This window comes from Pseudomonas sp. GW821-FHT01D09 (genome assembly GCF_059422465.1).
Genome location: NZ_JBWKWY010000002.1, coordinates 99,090 through 119,426, shown reverse-complemented (window position 1 = coordinate 119,426; position 20,337 = coordinate 99,090). Strand labels below are relative to the sequence as shown.

The window sequence follows — 20,337 nt, the reverse complement described above, 5'->3', positions numbered from 1 at the left end:
TGAGAACCTGTGAACCAGTAGGCGCCAACTGCACCATGCTCTATGGCGGCTGTGTGCGGGCAGACTTCGGTCTGGCCGGAGTCCTACTGTCCGGTATTCTCACCCTGCACATAGCTGCCACCTTTTTGTCGAGTGAGACCGACATCGGGATGGCTCCCTTTTCAGTAGGAGCTTATGCATGAACAAAATCGTCCCCGACCCACCCCGCTTTACCCCCGACCACGAAATTTTCGACCGCGCCCTGGGCCACTACCTGCAACCCGCCTCGCCCCCGTCCTTCACCGTGCATCAAGACCTCAGTTTTGAAGACGCCCTTGCCCAAATCAGCGACCTGCTGCGCTGCGCAGCCGCCACTGCAGCCGGCACCACCCAAGGGCTGACCGGCAATCAACGGCACATGGCAGGCGCCACCGAACACTTGATAGACCAGGCCAGCATTCTGGCCGAGCGTGCGCTGGACTGTCTCAAACCGCAGTGACCCCGATAACACGGGAAGCCTGAAGGAACGCGGCGGGCTTGCGTTTTTCGCGAGCAAGCCCGTTCCTACAGGGTGCGCCGGTATTGGCCTTACTGGTCGGGAGCCGGCCCGGTAAATGTGTGCTTCGAGTGCGCGCCAAGCGCAGAGACTTCAACATCCAGCGCTATCTGCTTGTCCGAACTCGCGTTCCTGGCCTCCTCGGCTGGCGCCTGGGCTTCGGTTTTTGCTCTCGGCCTGTTTTCAGGCACCACAGGGATGGGGTTAGTGAAAAGATGGTGAAGACCGCCGGGAAAATTCAAACTCATACGTAACACTCCGTGTATACAGCCCATAGATCCCCCTACAACGGGGGCCCCTTATTCAGTGGTGCCTGGCCACGCTTGGTTCCATTCCCCGGCGCCAGGCCGGCATTTACAGGTAAACTCCCCTCCTTTCTCTATTCCCCACGGAGTTCGCCTTGCGTCTGTTTCACACCTCCGACTGGCACCTGGGCCAAAACCTCCACGGCCAGGAACGCGACTTCGAGCACGCTTGTTTCCTCGACTGGCTGCTGGGCCAGCTCAAGCTGCACGGCCCCGATGTGCTGCTGATCGCTGGCGATATCTTCGATACGGTCAACCCGCCGCTCAGGGCCCAGGAGCGTTTGTATGACTTCATCATCAACGCCCATGAACAAAACCCCGACCTGACCGTTGTGATGATCGCCGGCAACCACGACTCCGGCTCGCGCATTGAGCTGCCGGCGCCATTGATGCGGCGTTTGCGTACCCATGCCCTGGGCCGGGTGCTGTGGCTGGATGACGGGCAACTGGATGTGGAGCGTTTGCTGATTGCCCTGCCGGACAAAACCGGCGCCGTGGCCGGTTGGTGCCTGGCGCTGCCGTTCCTGCGCCCGGCGGAAGTCACCGGTGCGCTGCTAGGTGACGATTACCTCAAGGGCATCGGCCAGGTGCATGAACGCCTGATCGCCGCGGCCAATGCCAAGCGCCAGCCGGGCCAGGCGCTGGTTGCCATCAGCCATGCGCATATGGCTGGCGGCTCGGTCTCGGAAGACTCCGAGCGCAGCCTGATCATCGGCAATGCCGAGGCGCTGCCGGCCAGTCTGTTCGATGCCAGTGTCAGCTATGTCGCCCTCGGCCATTTGCACAAGCCGCAGCGGGTCAATGGCGAGGAGCGCCTCCGTTATTGCGGCTCGCCGATCCCGCTGTCGTTCTCGGAAATCGGCTATCAACACCAGATCCTCGACGTGCAACTGGAGGGGGCAAGCCTGGTCAGCGTCGAATCGCGCCTGATCCCCCGCGCCGTGCACCTGCAACGCCTGGACGCCGCGCCCCTGGCCGAGATCCTCCAACAACTGGCGCAATTGCCCGACGTCGACCTGCTGGCCGACACCCAGCGCCAGCCGTGGCTAGAGGTGCGTGTGCGCCTCGACGAACCCCAGCCGGACCTGCGCCAGCAAGTGGAAAACGCCCTGCTGGGCAAGGCCGTGCGCCTGGTGCGCATTGCCGCCGAGTACGCCGGCAGCGGCGCGCGCCAGGAGCACGGCGAAGAGCCGTTGATCGAACTCGACCAGCTCACGCCCCAGGAACTGTTCAGCCGCGCCTGGCAGGAAAGCTATGGCAGTGACGTGGACGAACAGACCCTCAAGGACTTCGCCGTGCTGCTCCAGGACGTGCAACAGGAGGAGCAACTGCCATGAAGATCCTCGCCATCCGCCTGAAAAACCTCGCGTCCCTGGCCGGGCCATTCGAGATCGACTTTACCGCCGAGCCCCTGGCCAGCGCCGGTCTGTTTGCGATCACCGGGCCCACCGGCGCCGGCAAAAGCACCTTGCTCGATGCCCTGTGCCTGGCGCTGTTTGGCGCCGTGCCACGCCTGGGCGATACCGGCCAGGCAAAAATGCCCGATGCCGATACCGATATTTCCATCGGCGACCCGCGCACCCTGATCCGTCGCGGCACCGGTGGCGGGTATGCCGAGGTGGACTTTATCGGCGTCAGCGGCCGGCGCTACCGTGCGCGCTGGGAAGCCAACCGCGCCCGCGACAAGGCCAGCGGCAAGCTGCAACACAGCCGGCAAAGCCTGATCGACCTGGACAGCGAGCAATTGCTGGCCAGCCAGAAGACCGAATACAAGACCCAGCTGGAACTGGCCCTGGGCCTGAATTTCGAGCAGTTCACCCGGGCCGTGCTGCTGGCGCAAAGCGAGTTCAGCGCCTTTCTCAAGGCCAACGATAACGAGCGCAGCGAACTGCTGGAAAAGCTCACCGACACCGCGCTCTACACCCAGTTGGGCCAGCGGGCATTCGTCAAGGCGCGGGAGGCCAAGGAAGCCCACAAGCTGCTGCAAGACCAGGCCACTGGCGTCACGCCGTTGCCAGCCGAGGCCCGCGCCGAGCTGGATCAACAATTGAGCACGGCCCAGCAGCAACTCAAGACCCAGCAGGCACAGCTCAAGCAACTGGAACTGCAACACACCTGGCTCAAGGAACTGCGCGAGTGGCAGGAACGCCAACACAGTGCAGTCGAGCAATTGCAACAGGCCGAGCAGGCGTGGCACACCCAGGGCCCGCAACGCCTGGATTTGAGCCGCCTGGAGCAACTGGCGCCGCAGCGCCATCAGTTTGCGCGGCATCGCGAACTGACCGGCCAGTTGCAACCCCTGGCCGCACAGATCCGCCAGCACCTTGAGCAGCAAACCGCCCTGCACGCACGCCAGGAGCAACTGCAACAGCAGCAAGCCAGCGCACACAACGCCTTGGCCGCCGCCCTGCAACAGCAGACCGAGGCGGTGCCGTTGCTGCGCCAGGCCTTTGAGGAGCAAAGCACCCTCGCCCGCCTGACCCGCGAGCGGGCCCACAGCAGTGAGCAGCAACAACTGGGGCAAGCCGCCTGCACTGAAGGCCAGGCGGCGCTGGATACCTTGCACACCCAGCAGCAACAGGTTGCCAGCCGCCTGCAACAACTGGCGGCGCAACTGGAACGCAGCGCCACCCTCGCGCCCTTGAGCGACGCCTGGAACGCCTACCGCGACCGCCTACAACAACTGATGTTGATCGGCAATCGCCTGAACAAGGGCCAGGCCGAACTGCCGCAACTGGAAGAACGCGCCAACCACGCCAGCGAGCAATGGACCCAGCAACGCACGGCCCTGGAGTTGCTGTATCAGGAAGCTGGCGCCGAGCCCCATGCGGTGGCCGAGCAGATCCAGTTGCTCGACAGCCTGCTCAAGGACAATCGCAAGCAGCAACGGGCCTTCGAGGACCTGACGCGGCTGTGGGACAGCCAGCAGCAATTGGACCAGCAACAACAGGAGCTGGCCCAAAAACAGGCCAGCGCCCAGCAACAGCGCGAGCAACTGAACCAGACCGGCCTGCACGCCAAGGCCGAGCTGACCGTGGCCGAGCAGACCCTGAGCGTGACCAAGCAGTTACTGGAACGCCAGCGCCTGGCGCGCAGTGCCAGTGTCGAAGAGTTGCGCGGACAATTGCAGGATGAGCAACCCTGCCCGGTGTGCGGCAGCGTCGAGCATCCGTATCACCAGCCCGAAGCCCTGTTGCACAGCCTCACGCGTCACGATGAAAATGAAGAAGCCCATGCGCAGCAGGCGGTCGACACCCTCAAGGAAAAACTCACCGAACTGCGCGGTGAAGTCGGCGGTTTGATCGCCCAGCAAAAAGAATTCCTGCAACAGCAGGAGCAATTGGCGACCCAACTCCAGGCCCTGGCACCCAGCCTCGAAGCCCACCCCTTGAGCGCCGCGCTGTTCAACCAGGACCGCACCAAACGCAGCGCCTGGCTGGCGCAGCAACTGGGCCAGCTCAACCAGAGCATCACCCAGGACGAACAACGCCAGGGCGCCCTGCTCAACCTGCAACAAAATGCCGGGCGCCTGCAGCAACAGTTGCAAGCCGCCCAGGATGCCAGCCAACAGGCGCGCCAACAGCTGATCGACCAGCAACGGGAACTGGCCAGCGACCGCGAGCGCCTGGACGAAGAACTGGCGGCCTTCGCCAGCCTGCTACCGGCCGAGACCCTGGAAGGCCTGCGCACGCAGCCGGCCGCCACCTTTATGCAACTGGACCAGCAGATCAGCCAGCGCCTGGAGCAGCTTGGCCAGCAGAATGATGAACTGGCCGAGCAGCAACAGCGCCAGCAAGCCATCGAAAAAGAACAGGACCGCCAGCAGCATCGCCAGCAACAGTTGGCCGTGCTGCACCAGCAATTGGCCGACCTGACCACCCAGCAACAGGCCGCCCAAGAAAAACTCGGGGCCCTGCTGGGCGGGCACAGCAGCGCCGAGCACTGGCAGCAGCAGCTCGACCAGGCCGTGGAACAGGCGCGCCACAACGAGGCCCAGGCCAATCAACAGTTGCAGGACACCCGCAACCAACTGATCCAGCTGGCGGCCGACCTCATGGCCCGCCAGGAACGCCAGCAAGCCCTGGACAGCGAATTGCAGACGCTGCACAACCGCATCAGCGAGTGGCGCGCCCAGCATCCGCAACTGGACGACAGCGGCCTGGCGCATCTGCTGGCCTTCGACGAGGCAGGGGTCGGCGAACTGCGCCAGCAGGTGCAGCACAGCGAAAAAGCCATCGAACAGGCCAAGGTCCTGCTGCAAGAACGCGAGCAGCGCCTCAAGGAGCACCAGGCCCTGCACAACGGCAACCTCGACGCCGAACAGCTGGACAGCGCCCTGGCCGATCTCAACCTGCAACTGCACAGCGGCGAAACCCACTGCGCCGAACTGCGGGCGCGCCAAGCCGAAGACCAGCGGCGCCAGGACGCCAACCAGAGCCTGGCGCTCACCACCGCCAAGGCCTATGAGGAGTGGCAGCGCTGGGCGCGGCTCGATGCGCTGATCGGCTCGGCCACCGGCGACAAGTTCCGCAAGTTCGCCCAGGCCTACAACCTCGACCTGCTGGTGCACCACGCCAACGTGCAACTGCGCCAACTGGTACGCCGCTACCGCCTCAAGCGCGGCGGCAGCATGCTGGGCCTGCTGGTGCTGGACACGGAAATGGGCGATGAACTGCGCTCGGTGCATTCGCTGTCCGGCGGCGAGACGTTCCTGGTCTCCCTGGCCTTGGCCCTGGGGCTGGCGTCGATGGCCTCCAGCACGTTGAAGATCGAGTCGTTGTTTATCGATGAAGGCTTCGGCAGCCTGGACCCCGAATCCCTGCAACTGGCGATGGACGCCCTCGACGGCCTGCAGGCCCAGGGGCGCAAGGTGGCGGTGATTTCCCATGTGCAGGAAATGCACGAGCGGATACCGGTGCAGATCCAGGTCAGGCGCCAGGGCAATGGGTTGAGCACCCTGGAGGTGAAATGAGCGAAGCCGTGTTGTATTCGTTTCGTCGCTGCCCCTACGCCATGCGTGCGCGCATGGCCCTGCGCTATTGCGCGGTGGCGGTGCAGGTGGTCGAGGTCAGCCTCAAGGCCAAGCCGGCGCAGATGTTGGCGCTGTCGCCCAAGGGCACGGTGCCGGTGTTGAGTGTGGGCGGCCAGGTGCTCGACGAAAGCCTGGCGATCATGCGCTGGGCATTGGCACAGCATGATCCCGACGATTGGCTGCTCAAGGCTGATCCGGCGGCGCAGGAGCTGATGGCAGCGTTGATTGCCGAGAATGACCAGGCCTTCAAGGAGCATTTGAATCGTTACAAATACGCCGAGCGCTACCCGCAGCAGCCGATGGAACACTATCGGGCCGAGGGCGAGGTGTTTTTGCGCAAGCTGGAAGGATTGCTGACACAGCGCGACTGCCTGCTGGCCGATCACCTGAGCCTGGCGGATGTGGCACTGGCGCCGTTTGTGCGCCAGTTTGCCCATGTGGACCGGGAATGGTTTGCAACGACGCCTTATGTGCATTTACAGCAGTGGCTGGAGCGGTTTTTGGCGTCGCCGCTGTTTGTCCAATCCATGGCCAAAACTCCGTAGCCACGGTGCAGCCTTGGCGTGTCAGCCTTGGGTCTTGTGATCCAGGGCGGCATAGAAGTTGGCGCTCTGTTGCAGGTATTTCTGGGTGTAGGCGCTGGTGCTGGATTTTTTGCTGCTGATCTCCACGCTGGCGCTGGCAGGCAAGGCCACGGTGGCGGAAACAGCGGAAGCGGCGATGATCGAGAACAGATTAAAGTTCATGGCGGTAACCCTTGTGTTCAGTTGGCTGGATGGCCTGTGAAGGCCTTGGAGCAAACTTACGCCTGGGTTCCGGTTGGCTGAAATGCTTTGAAACAGTAGCCGTTATCACCGGGATTAATACAAGGAGTCAGGCCCCGCATGGCGGGGCCTGTGGCTTATTGACGCACCAGAAACTTGAGGTCGCTGGGGGCATCAATCGGCAGTTTTTGTACGGTTTTGCCCAGTTGACCGGTCTGGGTGTCGCGCTCGATCACCACAATCTGGTTGCTCTTCTGGTTGGCGATCAGCAGGAACTTGCCACTCGGGTCGAGGCTGAACTCACGGGGATGATCGCCCTCCACCGCCCGCCGCTGGACTTCCTTCAATTGCGCGGTGGCCGGGTCGATGGCAAACACCACGATCTGGTTGGCGGTGCCGCGGTTGCTGACGTAGAGGAACCTGCCGTCACTGGAAGCATGCAGCGCGGCGCCGGCCTTGCCCGACAGCGGTTGCCCGGCGGCAAAGTCCACCCGTTGGCGCTCGGTCAGCTTGCCGTCCTGGTAGTCGTACACCGCCACCTGCGCGCTCATCTCGGTGGTCAGCCAGGCATGCTTGCCGTCCGCGCTGAACAGCAGGTGGCGCGGGCCGCTGCCCGGCGGCAACTGTACGAAGGCCGGATTGGCCGGGGTCAGCGGTCGTTCGGGGTTGGCCTTGGGGTCGTAGCGGTAGGCAAAAATCCGGTCCGCCCCCAGGTCCTGTACGAACACGTACTGGCCATCGGGCGACGAGACCACCGAATGCACGTGGTTGGACGCCTGGCGCTCGGGGTTGACCCGGCTGGCCGGGTGCGCGCTCAGTTGCACCGGCGGCGATAGCTTGCCCGCCCCATCCACCGGCAGGACGGCCAGGCTGCCGCCCGGATCTTCCAGCACCGAATAGTTGGCGACAAACAGGTAACGCCCATCGGCGGCCAGGCTGGAATGGGTGGGTTCGTTGCCCAGGCTCTGCACCTGGTTGACCAGGGTCAGTTGCTGGTTGGCCGGGTCAATGCGGTAGCTGCTGACGCGCCCCACCGGGTCTGGTTGGCCGGGGCCGTTTTCATTGACCACGAACAGCTGTTGCTGGTCCTGGGACAGGGTCAGCCAGGACGGGTTCTGCGCCTTGGCCGCCAGCACGGGCGCGCCGCTGAACTGGCCGGTACGGCTGTCGAACTGCAGGCGGTAGATACCTTCGCTGGTGCCGGCGGTGTAGCTGCCCACCAGCAGGGCAAAGGTCTCGAGCGGCGCGGCCTGGGCCGACATCGCGCCGACACTGCCGGCCATCAGCAGGGGCCAGAATTTACGCATCAACATGCTCGTCGTCCTCATCGTTATTGTTGCCGGTGAAGGCGCTCATACACACCAGGCGGTGCTCGCCCGAGTCAGCGCTGAGGGTCCAGCTTTGCAGGGTGTCATCGAACGTTGCCGCCTGCACTTGCGCCGCGCTGAATGTCCAGCGCTTCTGGGCCCGTCCGTCCATGCAGACAATCGACAGCTGTTGATCGGCAAAGGTGAACTCAAAGGCATGCAGCCCATCGATTACGAGCATGTCGCTGGTGGCAAGTTCAGTAGACAGGGTGGCAACAGTCATCAGGATCATTCATCAGTGGAAAAACGTTGATGATAGGCCAAACCGTGGTCGCCGTCGTGTCGCGATAACGGGCTACCACACCGTGCCAGCCGCGCCTTGCCATTCTGCAGACGAACCCATCTTGCAGAACGGAATCGCTTATGCCCGACACTTTATCCGCCGCGCCGCCTGGCCCCGTGCTTTTCACCCACCACAGCAACACCCCGGCCCTGGCGGTCGCCCAGCAGTTCGCCGATCGCCCGACCTTGCGTCAGGTGGTCGAACAGCACCTGCAGGAACGCCTGCTGGAACAATTCCCGGCGCTGGTCCTGGACCTGTCCACCGTCAAGCTGGCGACCCCCAACCACCGGCGCGGCTGGGACCTCAGGCGCCTGGGCGATGTGGTCCTCGACCACCTGGGCAATGGCACGCCCCTGAACCTGACCCAGGTCATCGACGAACGCCGCTGCTTTCTCTCCCAGCGGCCGCCCTCACGCCTGACCTACGAGGCCAATGGCCCGCGCGAACCGGACATGGCAGTCATCGAACGGTTGATCGTGGACCTGCCCTTTACCCTGCCGATCGCTTTCCAGCAGGCCCTGACGAACTACTGGAACCTCAGCGCAGATACCCGCGCCAGCCGCTGGCAATGGCTCGGCGACCTGTTGGCCGACAACCTGAAAAGCACCGCAAGCCTGCTGCCGGCCGGTCCAACCCAGGACATGCTGTTTGACCTGACCCGCCAACCTGACCGGCGCGAGCGCCTGGCCGGGCCCGCAGGCTTGCTGTACGCCTACTGTCTGGAGGCCTGCGTCGTCGGCCCGGGCAGCGATGCCCGCCTGTTGAGCAGCGACCTGCTGTTGGTACAAGGCCCCCGAATCCTGCTGTGCCAGGCCTCGGGCAATGTTGAGCCTTATGACTCATTGGAGGCCTTCACCCAGGCCTGGGGCCAACGCCTGGCCAGCCGCTTACAGATCGACAAAGTGGTGGTCAAGCGCTACGAACCCGATGGCAATCTCTTCGATACCCAGGCCGCGCTGCTGCTCAACCAGCAACTGAACGACCTCGAAGCCATCCGGCTGCCGGCCGCCGGGGGCATACGCGCCCTGGAGCAGCAGTTTGCCGAGGCCAGCGACCCGTCGCCCCTCTTGCGCGCCGCCCCCGCGCCAGACCCGACGCACCAGCCCGTCCTCCAGGCGGCGTTGCCGCCCTGGCTGCAGGCGGCCAGCGCCGAACAGCGCTTTGCCTATCGCCAAGAGCTGCTGGAACAGGCACGCCTGCAACGCAAAACCGCCGGTGCGTCCTTTCTGGACGGCGTCGAGAACCTGCCGGCCTTTACCACCCGCACCCTGCGCGAGCAGATGCGCCGTGACCACCCCGAGTCCAGCGTGGAGCCGGACAACCTGGAACTGACCTTCCATGTCCCGGTGGGTGACATACACAGCGGCTACCTGGCCCCGGTGCGCATGAGCCTGACGGCACTGGCCATCAACAACCTGGCTGCGGCGCCACAGGGCCGCCTGACCCTGCGGGACACATCGGGGGTGGCCGTCCCGGGCTGGCTGACCGAGGACTACATACTCGGGGAAAAAAGCCTGTTCCATAGCACCCCCGGGCTGATCCGCCAGGTGGATGTTGGCCAACACTATCCGCAGAAAATCCGCGAGCTGCTGCTGGGGGACAGCCCCGAGGTACGCCGGCGCGAGGTGCTGTTCGGCGAGGAACTGGCGGTGCAACTGCCACGCCAGGCCCTGGAACTGGCAATACGCGGGCAACAGGGGTTCACCTTCCTCGGTTATCGCTACGTCAAGGCCGTGCTGCGCAGCAGCGCGCCGCAGCGGGTGGTGGAGGCCCAGGACATTGTGATCCGCCCGCTGGCCTTCGCCCGCAAGCCCGGGGCGCTGCCGGATATCGTCAGCAATATATTTATCATCGAGCCCCGGGATATCGACACCGGGCCAACGATTCTCTACCGCCCGCTGTACCAGGACGCGTTGCAGCAATTCAGCCAGCGCGCGGCCCTGTTCGACGCCATCGCCGCACCCGGGGCCTTGCAAGACAGCGTGCTGGCCTGGATGTCGGACAAGGCCCGGCCGATCTACAGCCACGGCGGTTTCCACAGCCCGCATATCCTGCGTTTCGGCCAGGGCGACGACACCGTGCAGTGGCCCGCGCCGCCCCCGGCACAGTTGGCGCAGGACACCAACGGCGGGCAAATCCCCGGGTCCCTGGCCCAGTCCCTGGCCACCGGCAACCTGGCTCAGTACCTGTACGGCAGCAATGCCCGGGCACTGGTGGACCTGGCCGACCGCGATGCGGTGTCCAATACCGAAAGCCGCTGGGCGGTGTTGCTCGAAGGGGGTTGGCTGCTGTTCAACGCCTTGCTGTTGCCATTGCTGCGCGGGCCGGCGATGGTGGCGGGCTGGATGGTGCAACTGGCGGTGAGCCTCCAGCGCGACCTAGCGGCCCTGCAAGGCGAGGGAGACGCCGCCCGGGAGTTGGCCTGGGTCGATGTGCTGCTCAATATCGGCCTGATCCTGTTGCATGTGGCCTCCCGCCCTCCTGAATGGCTGGCGCACGGCAGCGAGCCGGCCTTGCCGCTGACCCTCGCGGCGCTACGCCGCCCGCCGGGCGCGGCCCCGCCGGCCATCCCGATCGAGCTGGGCCCGGTGGGCCTGCCCGCCGAACCACCAGCCGGCGACCAGACCCTGGTGGATTTTGTCCACTCCAACGCGCGCGACAGCAGCCGCCGCCACCTGCTCGATGCCCTGCGCGAGCTGCATGTGCCCTGGCCGGTGCCGGCCCCGTTGCCCCTGGAGACCGGGGGGGTCAAAGGGTTGTACCGCATCGGGCAACAGTGGCATGCCTCGGTGGCCGGCCTGCTGTTTCGAGTGCAGGTGGTGCCCGAACTGGGCGAAGTATCGTTGATTCATCCACAAAAACCGCAACACCCAGGATTCGCGCTTACGCGTAATGCCCAAGGCCAATGGATCCTGGACCTGGGCCTGAAACTGCGGGGTGGCGGGCCGAAAAACCGGCTCAAGGTCAAGCTCGCGCAAATCGACCAGAAACGCACCCAGGCCTCGGATGAGATCAATCGCATCAGTGACGAGGTCAGCGCCCTGATCAAACGCCTGCAACCCATCGACCAGGTGCTGGATGCCGCCCGACTGAAGTTCGAGCACGCCCACAATGCCCTGGGCGAGGCCCGCAACCACTTGCGCAGGGCCCCTGACGACCCGGCGCGGGTGGCCGAACACCGCAACAGCGTGGCTCAACGCTCCCGGGCCAGGGCCGGGTTCCAGGCGTTTCAGGAGCGCTTTGACCAGGTCGCCGCCCAGTTGCTACAGCAACGTCGCCAACTGATCGAGGCCTATGGGCAGATGAAGGCCGTGGACAGCCGCTTCGACTATGAGGGGCAGTGCGTAGAGCAATACCAGTCGATGCTGGCCACCGATGAGATACGCGTCAGCCAACTGGCTTCCCTGTACCTGGCAACCTTTGTTTCCGAGCAGGGCGAATCGCTGATCGAACTGCAAGGCACGGCGCACGATGCGGCGGCGGTGCACTATGTCAAAGACCTGCTGGAGACCAATTTTGCGGTTTCCGAGCATCACGCCCAGGCAATGATTGCCATCGAGAACACCCTGGAAGAGATGGCCGCGCGCTTGAAGACCGGCCCGGCCCAGCGCCTGAATTACCTCAATGGCCACCCCAAGCGCCGGTTCTACAACCGCCTCAATGCCACCCTCGAATCCCTGGATGTGCTGACCGAGTTGAGCATTGACCAGACGGTTGCGGCCACCACTCCCCAGGAACACTATTTCCTGGCCCGCCATGACCACTTGCAATCCTCGTTGTCGTCCCTGGAAGACTCGCACCTGGACCTGCTGACCACCGAGGGGTTCACCGCCACCGAGCGCAAGGAGGTGCTGACCAACCTGATCCGGCACTACAACCGGCGCCTGCAGATTTATCAGAGCTTGCTGGAGCTCGACTCGCCCCTGGCCCACCCACGGTATATGCCGCTGTTGATCGAGCGGTTGTACACCGTGCGTGACAGCGCCGAGGCTGATCTGGCTGCGCTGTTGCGTGAAGATGAGTTCCTCCCGCCCCCACCGGGCGCCTTCAAGCCGGTACGGGCACCGTCAAGGACCAAACGCGTGTTCAAGTCACGGGACAAGGGGGCCCTGGTGGGCGATCTGGAACCGGCCCAACGCGACCAGCCCTTCCCCACCATCGTGACCCGCAACCCCATCACCCAGCAGATCAGTGGGCGTTTCATGGAGCACCCCCAGGAAGGCTGGGTGGAGATTATCGAGGCCAAGCCCACCCCACCCGCCGAGTCCGCCCAGGTGCCGGCGCTGGCGACCTTGCGCAGCCAGGCGCAACGGCTGCTGGAGGAAGTGCCGGCGATCGAGCGCTCCATCGAGTTCCAGAAAAAGAAACTCAGCGACCCTTCGCGCCGCGACGAACTCAACCCCCAGGACTGGCACGACATGCTCGCGCACCAGGCCGAACGCCTGGAAACGGTGGCGGCCGGGCTGGCCCAGCACCATGCAGACAAGCCCGACATGCTCCAGACCGTAGAACGCCTGCGCCTGCGGGCCGGCGAGCTGCGCGCACAAGGCACACAACACTGCATCGAGGGCTACAAGGCCCAACGCCCGCGCCAGGAGAATATCGAATTCCTGCGCGCCCACGCCGCGATCGATATCGGCCTGGTCCACGGCCCGCAACGCACGGCGGCCAAGGACTACGTGTCGGAGTTCGCCGTGCGCGAGAAGAACCGCCTCACGGTGCTGTGGTATGCCCACTTTCACTACCCCCAGGCCGACAGCCTGCCAGGCGCCTACACCGCCGCGCACCTCAAGCGCCCCGAACAGCGGTTTGTCACCCTCAGGGACTTGATCGCCGAGGCCGGGGCCGACAGCCGCAGCATCGTGCGCGACCTGTACCACCCGATCACCGCGCCGCTGGATCAACGCCTGTTCCTGAGTCTGTTGCCCGCCTAGCACCTGGACATAAATGGCATCACCCGCCCATAAAAGGATGTTTATGCAAGCCCCTAATGCCTCTTCTATCGCCCAGGCCGTCAGCGCACGCTTCGCGGATCGCCCGGCCCTGGAAACCGTGATCCGCCAGCAACTGGCCCAGGCCATCAGCGACCGCTACCCGTCCCTGATACTGGACCTGAGCCGCACCCGCCTGGCCCGGCCGCAACGCCGCAGCTGGCTGCTGCAACCCCTTATGCCTGTGGTGTACGACGCCCTGGCCCGTGGCGTAGCGCTGGATTTGAACGACATCGACGGCTCGCCCTGGTACCTCTCCGATGAGCCGCCCAAGCGGTTGAAATTGCCCGGCCTGACCCGGGAAAAACTCGACATGCAGGTCATCGCGACGCTGATCGACGAACTGCCCCAGACCCTGCCCATCGCCCTGCAAAATGCGCTGGCCGCCTATTGGGACACCGGTAACTGGCACTGGCTGGCCGAGATGCTGGCAGATACCTTGCGCGTCGGTGCCCTGCGCCAGGCGGGCCTGGATGAACAGGCCCGGCAGACCGTCGAACAACTGGTCGCCACCCCCGAGCGGGAGGCGCGGATCGCCCGCCATGGCCAGGGTGCGGTATTCGCCTATGGCCTGGAGGTCACCCTCAAGAGCGGCCAGCGCAGCGCCAGCCTGCTGGGCCCGGAACTGGTGCTGATCCGTGCCGTGAACGGCAAGGCCCCCGTGCTGCTGTGCAGCCCTCGGGGTGGGCTTGAGGTGTTCGCCTCCATCGATGCGCTGATCCAGGCCTTTGGCCAGCGCCTGGCTGAGCAGTATCAGGTCGATGACATCCTGGTCCAGCGCTACGAACCCGACGGCGATATCTTCGAGCATCAGGCCGCGATGCTCCTCAACCGCCAGTTGGAAGACCTCGGCAACCTGCGCCTGCCCACCGGCCAACCCTTCAGCGCCTGGCTCGCGCTGTATGGCGACATCACCGACCCGGGGCGGTTCTTTCTCGAGACGCCCCTCGCGGCGCCCCAGGCCCTGGACCTCTTGCGCCCGCATCTACCGGCCTGGCTGCAGCAGGCCAGTACCGACGACCGGGCCGCCTACCGGCGTTACCTGCTGGCCCTGGCCAGCCTCCAACGGCGCCACGCCGGGCACAAAGCCCTGCCGGAGATTGACGACCTGCGCAGCTTTACCGTCAAGCGCCTGCTGCAAGCCCTGCAACACGATGCCGTGGCCTTCGACACCCTGGCGCCAATGCCCCCCTCCGTTGCCGCACTGCACCCCGACGACCTGCAACTGACCTTCGCCGTCACGGCTGGCTACCCCGGCACCGCCGGCATCATCCGCCACGAACGCATGAGCCTGACGGACCTGGCGATCGACAACCTGTCCAGCCGCCCCAGCGGCAGTGTGGTGCTCGCCAATCGCCATGGCCTGCCGCTGCCGGCCTGGTTGACCGCCGACTACCTGATGGGCGCCGGTGGCCTGATTGAGCGGGTGGACATTGGCCAGCACTACCCGCGCTTGCTGGAGACGTGCCTGTTGGCAGACAACGCCGAGGCGCGCCAGCGTGAGGCGCTGTTTGCCGATCAGCAGGCGGTGCAATTACCGTTGCTGGCCCTGGAGCTGTGCCTGAAACAGCAATCGGGCCTGAGCCGCCAGGGGGCACGCATGGTCGCGGCCCTGATGGCCCACGATGCCAGTGACCAACGGGTCGATGAGCGTCAAGTGGTGATCCGTCACTTGGCCTTGCTGCGGGCGCCTGGCGCCCAGCCGGACTGTGTCAGCGCCATGTACCTGATCGAGGCCCAGGATGCCGGCGCAGGTCCCCACCTGCTGTATCGGCCGCTGTATGCCGAGGCGCTGTGCGAGTTTGCCAGCCGCGCCGCGCTGCTCGAAGCCATCGCCCAGCCCGGCGACTTGCAAGACAGTGTGCTGGCCTGGCTGGATGACAAGGCCCGGCCGATTTATGCCCATGGGGGGTTCCGCGAACCGCACTACCTGCGCTTCGGCCAGGGCGACGAGTTTGCGCCCCTGGACACGCCGGCACCGGCGAGCCTGGCCAGCGACGGCATCAACGACGAGCTGCAGCAATGCCTGGTGACCGGGCGCCTGATGCCATACTTGTTCAGCGACCATGCCCGGGCCCTGGTGGAGCAGGCGAACCGCGAGTCGGTGTCCAACAGCGAGAGCCGTTGGCGCGTGCTGCTGGAGGGTAGCAGCCTGTTGTTCGGCAATCTGCTGCTGCCACTGTTGCGCGGGCCGGCGATGCTCACGGGCTGGCTGCTGGGCCTGATGGCCAGCCTGGGCCAGGACATTCCGGCGCTGGCCGCCGAGGATCAGCAGCAGCGCGAGCTGGCAGCGGTTGATCTGCTGCTCAATCTCAGCCTGCTGCTGTTGGAGGCCGCCCCGCTGGTGACGGCATCGCCACCGGCCCTGGCCGCCGGGCTCAGGGAGCAGGCACTGCCCGCGCCCATGGCACCGAGGGTCGCCGAGCGCTGGCCCGTCCCCCCACCACCCGGCATCCGTGAAGGCGCCGTCACCCTGCCGGGCGTGCTGCCGGCCCCGGACAAAACCGCATTGGACTTCAGCTTCTCACGCACACGCCAACGGCTGACCCCCACCCAACGCACGCGCTTGGGCCGTTTCAAGGCAAACCGTCCAACGCCCCTGCCCCAGCAGGTACTCAATGGGCCGCGCCGCGGGCTTTACCTGGTCGATGGCACCTGGCATGCCTTGGCCCACGGCGAGTGGTTGCAACTGGTCCTGGAACCGGAAGGTGACATCCGGGTCGTCGCCCCAACCGATGCCACCGACCTGGGGCCTTACCTGCACAGCGATGCCAACGGCGTGTGGTCGATAGATATGCGCCTGCGCCTGCGGGGCGGCATGCCGCTCAAGCGGATTGCTGCCGAGCGCCAACGTCAGGCGCAACGCATCCGCGAGCTCAAACTCAGTTTTGAACAGTTCGTCCAAGGACAAGTGGCCCGTCAGAACCGGATCGAAGTTTTCTTCGCGGTGATGACCAAGAGTGCCGAGGACTCACGGTTCAGCGAGGCACAACTGGCCGACAGCCGCCAACAATTCGACAGTGCCCTGCTGGAGCAGACACAGGAATATCAGCAACAGCTGGACAGCCTCAAAGAGCGCAGCGAACTGGGGATTGCCCTACCGCCCCACTCGGTGGCGAGCCTCTTGGAAAATATGGTCAACAACACACGCAAACATGTGGTGATCTCCGAAAAAGACCGGGCAGCGCTGTACCGTAACAACCGTCGCTTCACGGCCAAGGGGGGGGCCCTGGCGGAAGCCGTTCTCAGCGACTTTGCGGCTTACCAGCAGTTCATCTACGCCATGATTGCCATCAATGAGCGCTCAATTCACTGGATCGAGCTGCGTGATCGCTACCTTGACCAGTTGTTCGCCATGGGCAACGCCGGCAGCGAGTATTACCGCCGCCTGACCTGGGAGCGCCCGCAGGAAATCAGTGCCTTGGCCATCAAGGACCTGCTGATGCGCAACTATGAGCTGATGACCCATAAACACCCGGCTCACCCCTTGGTTGCCGTGTTGATCGATATCCTTGAACCGCTGCAAGAGCACTTGCGTACCCACAGTGACCTGAACGACCTGGAGCTCAAGACTGAGGAGCGCATCAGCGTGCTGGAAAGCCTGGTAGAGCACTATGGCCGAGGCCTGGACTCGTTGCAGGGGCTCGGTATCGTCAATGCCGATGAGTTGGAAGGCGAGTATCTCGCCAAGTTGATCAAGCTGGTGGAGGGGCTATACCAGGATGCAGCCCAGCAACTGGCCAGCGAAATCAAACCCGTCGCCCAGCCGCCCAGGCGCGCGAGCCGACGCAACCCGGCAGCGGCCGGCAAACCGCTGAAAAAGGTCATTCGCACTCCGAAAAAAGGCACGTTTATCGGTGAAGTCAAACCGGTGGGCAACGTGGAAACCGTCGAGGTGCGCTCCCAGGTCAATAACGAGTTGCTGGGCCTGTATTCACAACGGGGCGAGCAGTGGATCGAATACAAGGAAGCGCCGCCGCCGCGCTCTCCGGCGGCATCGCGCGCGCTGAACCTGGTCAAGGGTGAGGCCCGCAAGCTGCTGGCCATGCTTGAAGAGCACCTCAAGCGTGGCGAGCAATACAAGAAGATTTCCCGGCACCCGGAAGAGGTCCAGGAGGTGCTGCAGTATGAGTCGACGCGCTATGACAAGCTGGCCACCGAGCTGCACCAGGCGATCCAGGCCCAGCCCGTCGAGGCCCGCACACTGGCTGACCAGACCCTGGAAAATGACATGCGCCAGGCCGCGGCCCGCCTGAGTGAACGCGGCCTGGCGCTACGCATTCAACTGTGCCTGGAACTGCCGCCAACCCACGGCAACCTGGAATACCTGATCGAGCAGAAACACGCCAATATGGCGTTGCTGGGCGAGCGTATCCAGTTAAGCGGCGAGCGCCGGGACTTCGTGCAGGAGTATGCCGTCAACGACCCGCACGGTTACCCGTTGTGGTACGCCCATTTCCACTACCCGGCAGCCGATACGCCCAAGGAACAGTACACCGCCGCCCACCTCAAGACACGCGAGCAACGCCGGGTCAGCTACTACTCGCAACTGGCCAGGGCACAAAGCCCCCAGGCCGTGGTGGATGTACACCGTGGGTTGATTGGCAAGGCGTTGGCCGAGCGGTGGTTCCTGCCATTGGCCACCTGACAGGGCACACACGCTCGCGGATTAAGGCTCAGTGGGCAAACAGCGAATTGCCCTTCTGCCCCGCCAGTTTCTCCGGCTTGATCAGGAACCGCGCCAGGGCCGGCAGCAGCCACAGTGCACCGAACATGTTCCACAGGAGCATGAAGGTCAGCATCAGGCCCATGTCGGCCTGGAACTTGATGGCCGAGAAGATCCAGGTGCAGACGCCGATCGCCAGGCACAGGCCGGTAAACAGCACGGCCTTACCGGTGGACTTGAGCGTTTGGTAATAGGCTTCCTGCAACGGCAACCCCGCACGCAGGAAGCTTTCCAGGCGGCTGTAGATGTAGATACCGTAGTCCACGCCAATCCCCACCCCCAGTGCCACCACCGGCAAGGTCGCGACCTTGACGCCGATGCCCATGAACGCCATCAGCGCGTTGCCCAGCACCGAGGTCAGCACCAGCGGCAGCACGATGCACAAGGTCGCCGCCCAGGAACGGAAGGTGATCATGCACATGGTCGCCACGCACAGGTAGACCAGGATCAGGATGGTCAGCTCGGCTTCCTTGATCACCTCGTTGGTGGCTGCTTCGATCCCGGCGTTACCGGCGGCGAGGATGAATTCCAGGCCGTCCTTGTTGTTTTCCTTGGCGAAGTCCTGCACCGCCCGTACCGCGCGGTCGAGGGTCTCGGCCTTGTGGTCGTTGAGGAACACCAGCACCGGCGCCAGGGAGCAGTTGTTGTTGTACAGGCCATCGGCGCGGGCGATGGAGTTGTTCAGCACATCCGGGTTACGCGACAGGGTTTCCCATTTCAGGTTGCCCTCGTTCATGCCCTTGATCATCTGCTTGGACACGGTCACCAGGGAGATCGCCGACTGCACGCCCTCGGTGTTCTGCATCTTCCACATCAACTGGTCGATGGGCGCCATGGCTTCGTAGCGCGAGCAGCCTTCGGCGCGGGTCTTGACCATCACCACCAACACATCGGAGCTGGTGGAATAGTTGCTGATGATGAAATTGTTGTCTTTGTTGTAGCGCGAGTCCGGGCGCAGTTCCGGGGCACCCTGGTCGAGGTCGCCGATCTTCAGGTTCTGGCTGTACCACAGGCCGCCACCGAAGGCGACCAGGGCCAGGGCAATGGAGATGGGTGCGACTTTGGCGCTGGCGAAGTTCGACAACAGGCGCCAGAACGGATGGTCGCGGTTGGCGTCCTTCTTGCTCTTGGCAATCGCGCGTTTGCTGATGCCCACATAGGAGATCGCGACCGGCAGCAGGATCAGGTTGGTGAACACGATCACCGCCACGCCGATGGAGGCGCCGATGGCCAGTTCCCGGATCACGCCGATGTCGATGATCAGCAGGGTGATAAAGCCCACGGCGTCGGCGAGAATCGCGATCATCCCCGGCAGGAACAGTTGCCGGAACGTACGGCGCGCGGCCGTCAGGGCGTTGTCGGCCTCACTGGATTGCAGGGCGATACCGTTGATCTTCTGCACCCCATGGGAGATGCCGATGGCGAAGATCAGGAACGGCACCAGCATCGAATACGGATCCAGGCCAAATCCGAAAAAGTGCATCAAGCCCAGTTGCCAGACCACCGCCACCAGGGTGGTGATCAAGACCGCGACGGTGCTGCGCAGGCAGTTGGTGAACCACAACAGCAGCACCAGGGTGATCACGAAGGCGATACCAAAGAACAGCACCACCATGATCAGGCCGTCGATCAGGTCGCCGACTTTCTTGGCGAAACCGACGATATGGATCTGGACGTTGGGGTTCTGCTCCTGGAACTTGCTGCGGATCTTGTCTTCCAGTTCATGGGAAAACTTCTGGTAGTCCAGGGCCAGCAATTTGCCCTGGTCCTGCGGGTCGGGGTAGGACTCCAGCAGCGGGATATCGACGATGCTCGACTTGAAGTCGTTGGCCACCAGGCGCCCGACCTGGCCGGACTTGAGCACGTTGTTGCGCAACTGGTCGAGGCTTTCCGGCGAGCCGTTGTAGCTCTGCGGGATCACTTCGCCGCCGGCAAAGCCTTCTTCGGTCACTTCGGTCCAGCGTACGCTGGGGCTCCACAGGGACTTGAGGCCAGAGCGGTCAACACCGGAGATGTAGAACACCTCGTCGTTGATCTGGCGTAGGGTCTCCATGTATTCCTTGCTGAAGATATCGCCATCCTTGGCCTCCACCGAGATACGCACGGTGTTGCCCAGGTTCGCCAGGTCGTTGCGGTGCTCCATCATTTTTTCGATGAAGGGGTGCTGCAGGGGGATCATTTTTTCAAAGCTGGTGGAGGGCCGGATCAAGGTGGCCTGCCAGAACAGGAAAATGCTCACCAGCAGGCAGATGACGATCACTGCCGGGCGGTTATTGAAAATCAGGCGCTCAAGAAAGGTCGCTTTATCGTTGTGATGACTGCTCATTCTATCCC

General features: G+C 64.1%; 11 protein-coding genes. 6 read left to right on the top strand and 5 right to left on the bottom strand.

Annotated elements, in window-relative coordinates; genetic code table 11:
- The first annotated feature begins 178 nt into the window (after positions 1-178).
- Positions 179-478, top strand: coding sequence for a DUF6124 family protein (locus AC07W7_RS03185; protein ID WP_176561417.1), 300 nt, complete (start codon positions 179-181; stop codon positions 476-478).
- A gap of 89 nt (positions 479-567) precedes the next feature.
- Here the strand turns inward: AC07W7_RS03185 and AC07W7_RS03180 are convergent, their stop codons facing one another.
- Entirely contained in the window at positions 568-783 is a 216-nt protein-coding gene (locus AC07W7_RS03180; protein WP_099170328.1) for a hypothetical protein, read from the bottom strand.
- Positions 784-935: 152 nt separating this feature from the next.
- Here AC07W7_RS03180 and AC07W7_RS03175 point away from each other — a divergent pair, with 152 nt between their 5' ends.
- The 3 genes from AC07W7_RS03175 to AC07W7_RS03165 are packed head-to-tail and all read left to right on the top strand — an operon-like array spanning position 936 to position 6,417.
- Positions 936-2,177: an exonuclease SbcCD subunit D C-terminal domain-containing protein gene (locus tag AC07W7_RS03175; protein ID WP_236309449.1), complete on the top strand. Its 1,242-nt coding sequence runs from the start codon at positions 936-938 to the stop codon at positions 2,175-2,177.
- On the top strand, positions 2,174-5,812 hold the full coding sequence (locus AC07W7_RS03170) for an AAA family ATPase (RefSeq protein ID WP_495038664.1): 3,639 nt from the start codon (positions 2,174-2,176) through the stop codon (positions 5,810-5,812). The genes AC07W7_RS03175 and AC07W7_RS03170 overlap by 4 nt, the downstream gene beginning before the upstream one ends.
- On the top strand, positions 5,809-6,417 hold the full coding sequence (locus AC07W7_RS03165; RefSeq protein ID WP_169900608.1) for a glutathione S-transferase: 609 nt from the start codon (positions 5,809-5,811) through the stop codon (positions 6,415-6,417). The genes AC07W7_RS03170 and AC07W7_RS03165 overlap by 4 nt, the downstream gene beginning before the upstream one ends.
- 21 nt (positions 6,418-6,438) lie before the next feature.
- On the opposite strand, the gene AC07W7_RS03160 is transcribed toward AC07W7_RS03165, so the two are convergent.
- From AC07W7_RS03160 to AC07W7_RS03150, 3 genes are all read right to left on the bottom strand, one after another.
- Entirely contained in the window at positions 6,439-6,618 is a 180-nt protein-coding gene (locus AC07W7_RS03160; RefSeq protein WP_169955768.1) for a hypothetical protein, read from the bottom strand.
- Positions 6,619-6,773: 155 nt separating this feature from the next.
- Positions 6,774-7,949 (bottom strand): lactonase family protein, encoded by a 1,176-nt coding sequence (locus AC07W7_RS03155; RefSeq protein ID WP_495038663.1) that lies wholly within the window; start codon positions 7,947-7,949, stop codon positions 6,774-6,776.
- Positions 7,936-8,226 carry a DUF5629 family protein gene (locus AC07W7_RS03150; RefSeq protein ID WP_495038662.1) on the bottom strand — a complete coding sequence of 97 codons (291 nt, stop codon included), beginning with the start codon at positions 8,224-8,226 and terminating at the stop codon, positions 7,936-7,938. The genes AC07W7_RS03155 and AC07W7_RS03150 overlap by 14 nt, the downstream gene beginning before the upstream one ends.
- Before the next feature lie 140 nt (positions 8,227-8,366).
- On the opposite strand from AC07W7_RS03150, the gene AC07W7_RS03145 reads away from it, so the two are divergent.
- Together AC07W7_RS03145 and AC07W7_RS03140 are read left to right on the top strand one after the other, a co-directional pair.
- A complete protein-coding gene (locus tag AC07W7_RS03145; RefSeq protein WP_495038661.1) occupies positions 8,367-13,220 on the top strand; it encodes a hypothetical protein in 4,854 nt (1,617 codons plus the stop codon).
- Between the two features lie 43 nt (positions 13,221-13,263).
- Entirely contained in the window at positions 13,264-17,925 is a 4,662-nt protein-coding gene (locus AC07W7_RS03140) for a dermonecrotic toxin domain-containing protein (protein ID WP_495038660.1), read from the top strand.
- Positions 17,926-17,953: 28 nt separating this feature from the next.
- Here the strand turns inward: AC07W7_RS03140 and AC07W7_RS03135 are convergent, their stop codons facing one another.
- Positions 17,954-20,329, bottom strand: a complete 2,376-nt coding sequence (locus tag AC07W7_RS03135; protein ID WP_099170336.1) for an efflux RND transporter permease subunit — start codon at positions 20,327-20,329, stop codon at positions 17,954-17,956.
- Positions 20,330-20,337 lie beyond the last annotated feature (8 nt).

What these genes read in the sequence shown, in the direction of transcription:
- AC07W7_RS03185 (WP_176561417.1), top strand. Translation starts at nt 179, where the DNA reads ATGAACAAAATCGTCCCCGACCCACCCCGCTTTACCCCCGACCACGAA.
- AC07W7_RS03180 (WP_099170328.1), bottom strand. Translation starts at nt 783, where the DNA reads ATGAGTTTGAATTTTCCCGGCGGTCTTCACCATCTTTTCACTAACCCC.
- AC07W7_RS03170 (WP_495038664.1), top strand. Translation starts at nt 2,174, where the DNA reads ATGAAGATCCTCGCCATCCGCCTGAAAAACCTCGCGTCCCTGGCCGGG.
- AC07W7_RS03165 (WP_169900608.1), top strand. Translation starts at nt 5,809, where the DNA reads ATGAGCGAAGCCGTGTTGTATTCGTTTCGTCGCTGCCCCTACGCCATG.
- AC07W7_RS03160 (WP_169955768.1), bottom strand. Translation starts at nt 6,618, where the DNA reads ATGAACTTTAATCTGTTCTCGATCATCGCCGCTTCCGCTGTTTCCGCC.
- AC07W7_RS03155 (WP_495038663.1), bottom strand. Translation starts at nt 7,949, where the DNA reads ATGTTGATGCGTAAATTCTGGCCCCTGCTGATGGCCGGCAGTGTCGGC.
- AC07W7_RS03150 (WP_495038662.1), bottom strand. Translation starts at nt 8,226, where the DNA reads ATGACTGTTGCCACCCTGTCTACTGAACTTGCCACCAGCGACATGCTC.
- AC07W7_RS03145 (WP_495038661.1), top strand. Translation starts at nt 8,367, where the DNA reads ATGCCCGACACTTTATCCGCCGCGCCGCCTGGCCCCGTGCTTTTCACC.
- AC07W7_RS03140 (WP_495038660.1), top strand. Translation starts at nt 13,264, where the DNA reads ATGCAAGCCCCTAATGCCTCTTCTATCGCCCAGGCCGTCAGCGCACGC.
- AC07W7_RS03135 (WP_099170336.1), bottom strand. Translation starts at nt 20,329, where the DNA reads ATGAGCAGTCATCACAACGATAAAGCGACCTTTCTTGAGCGCCTGATT.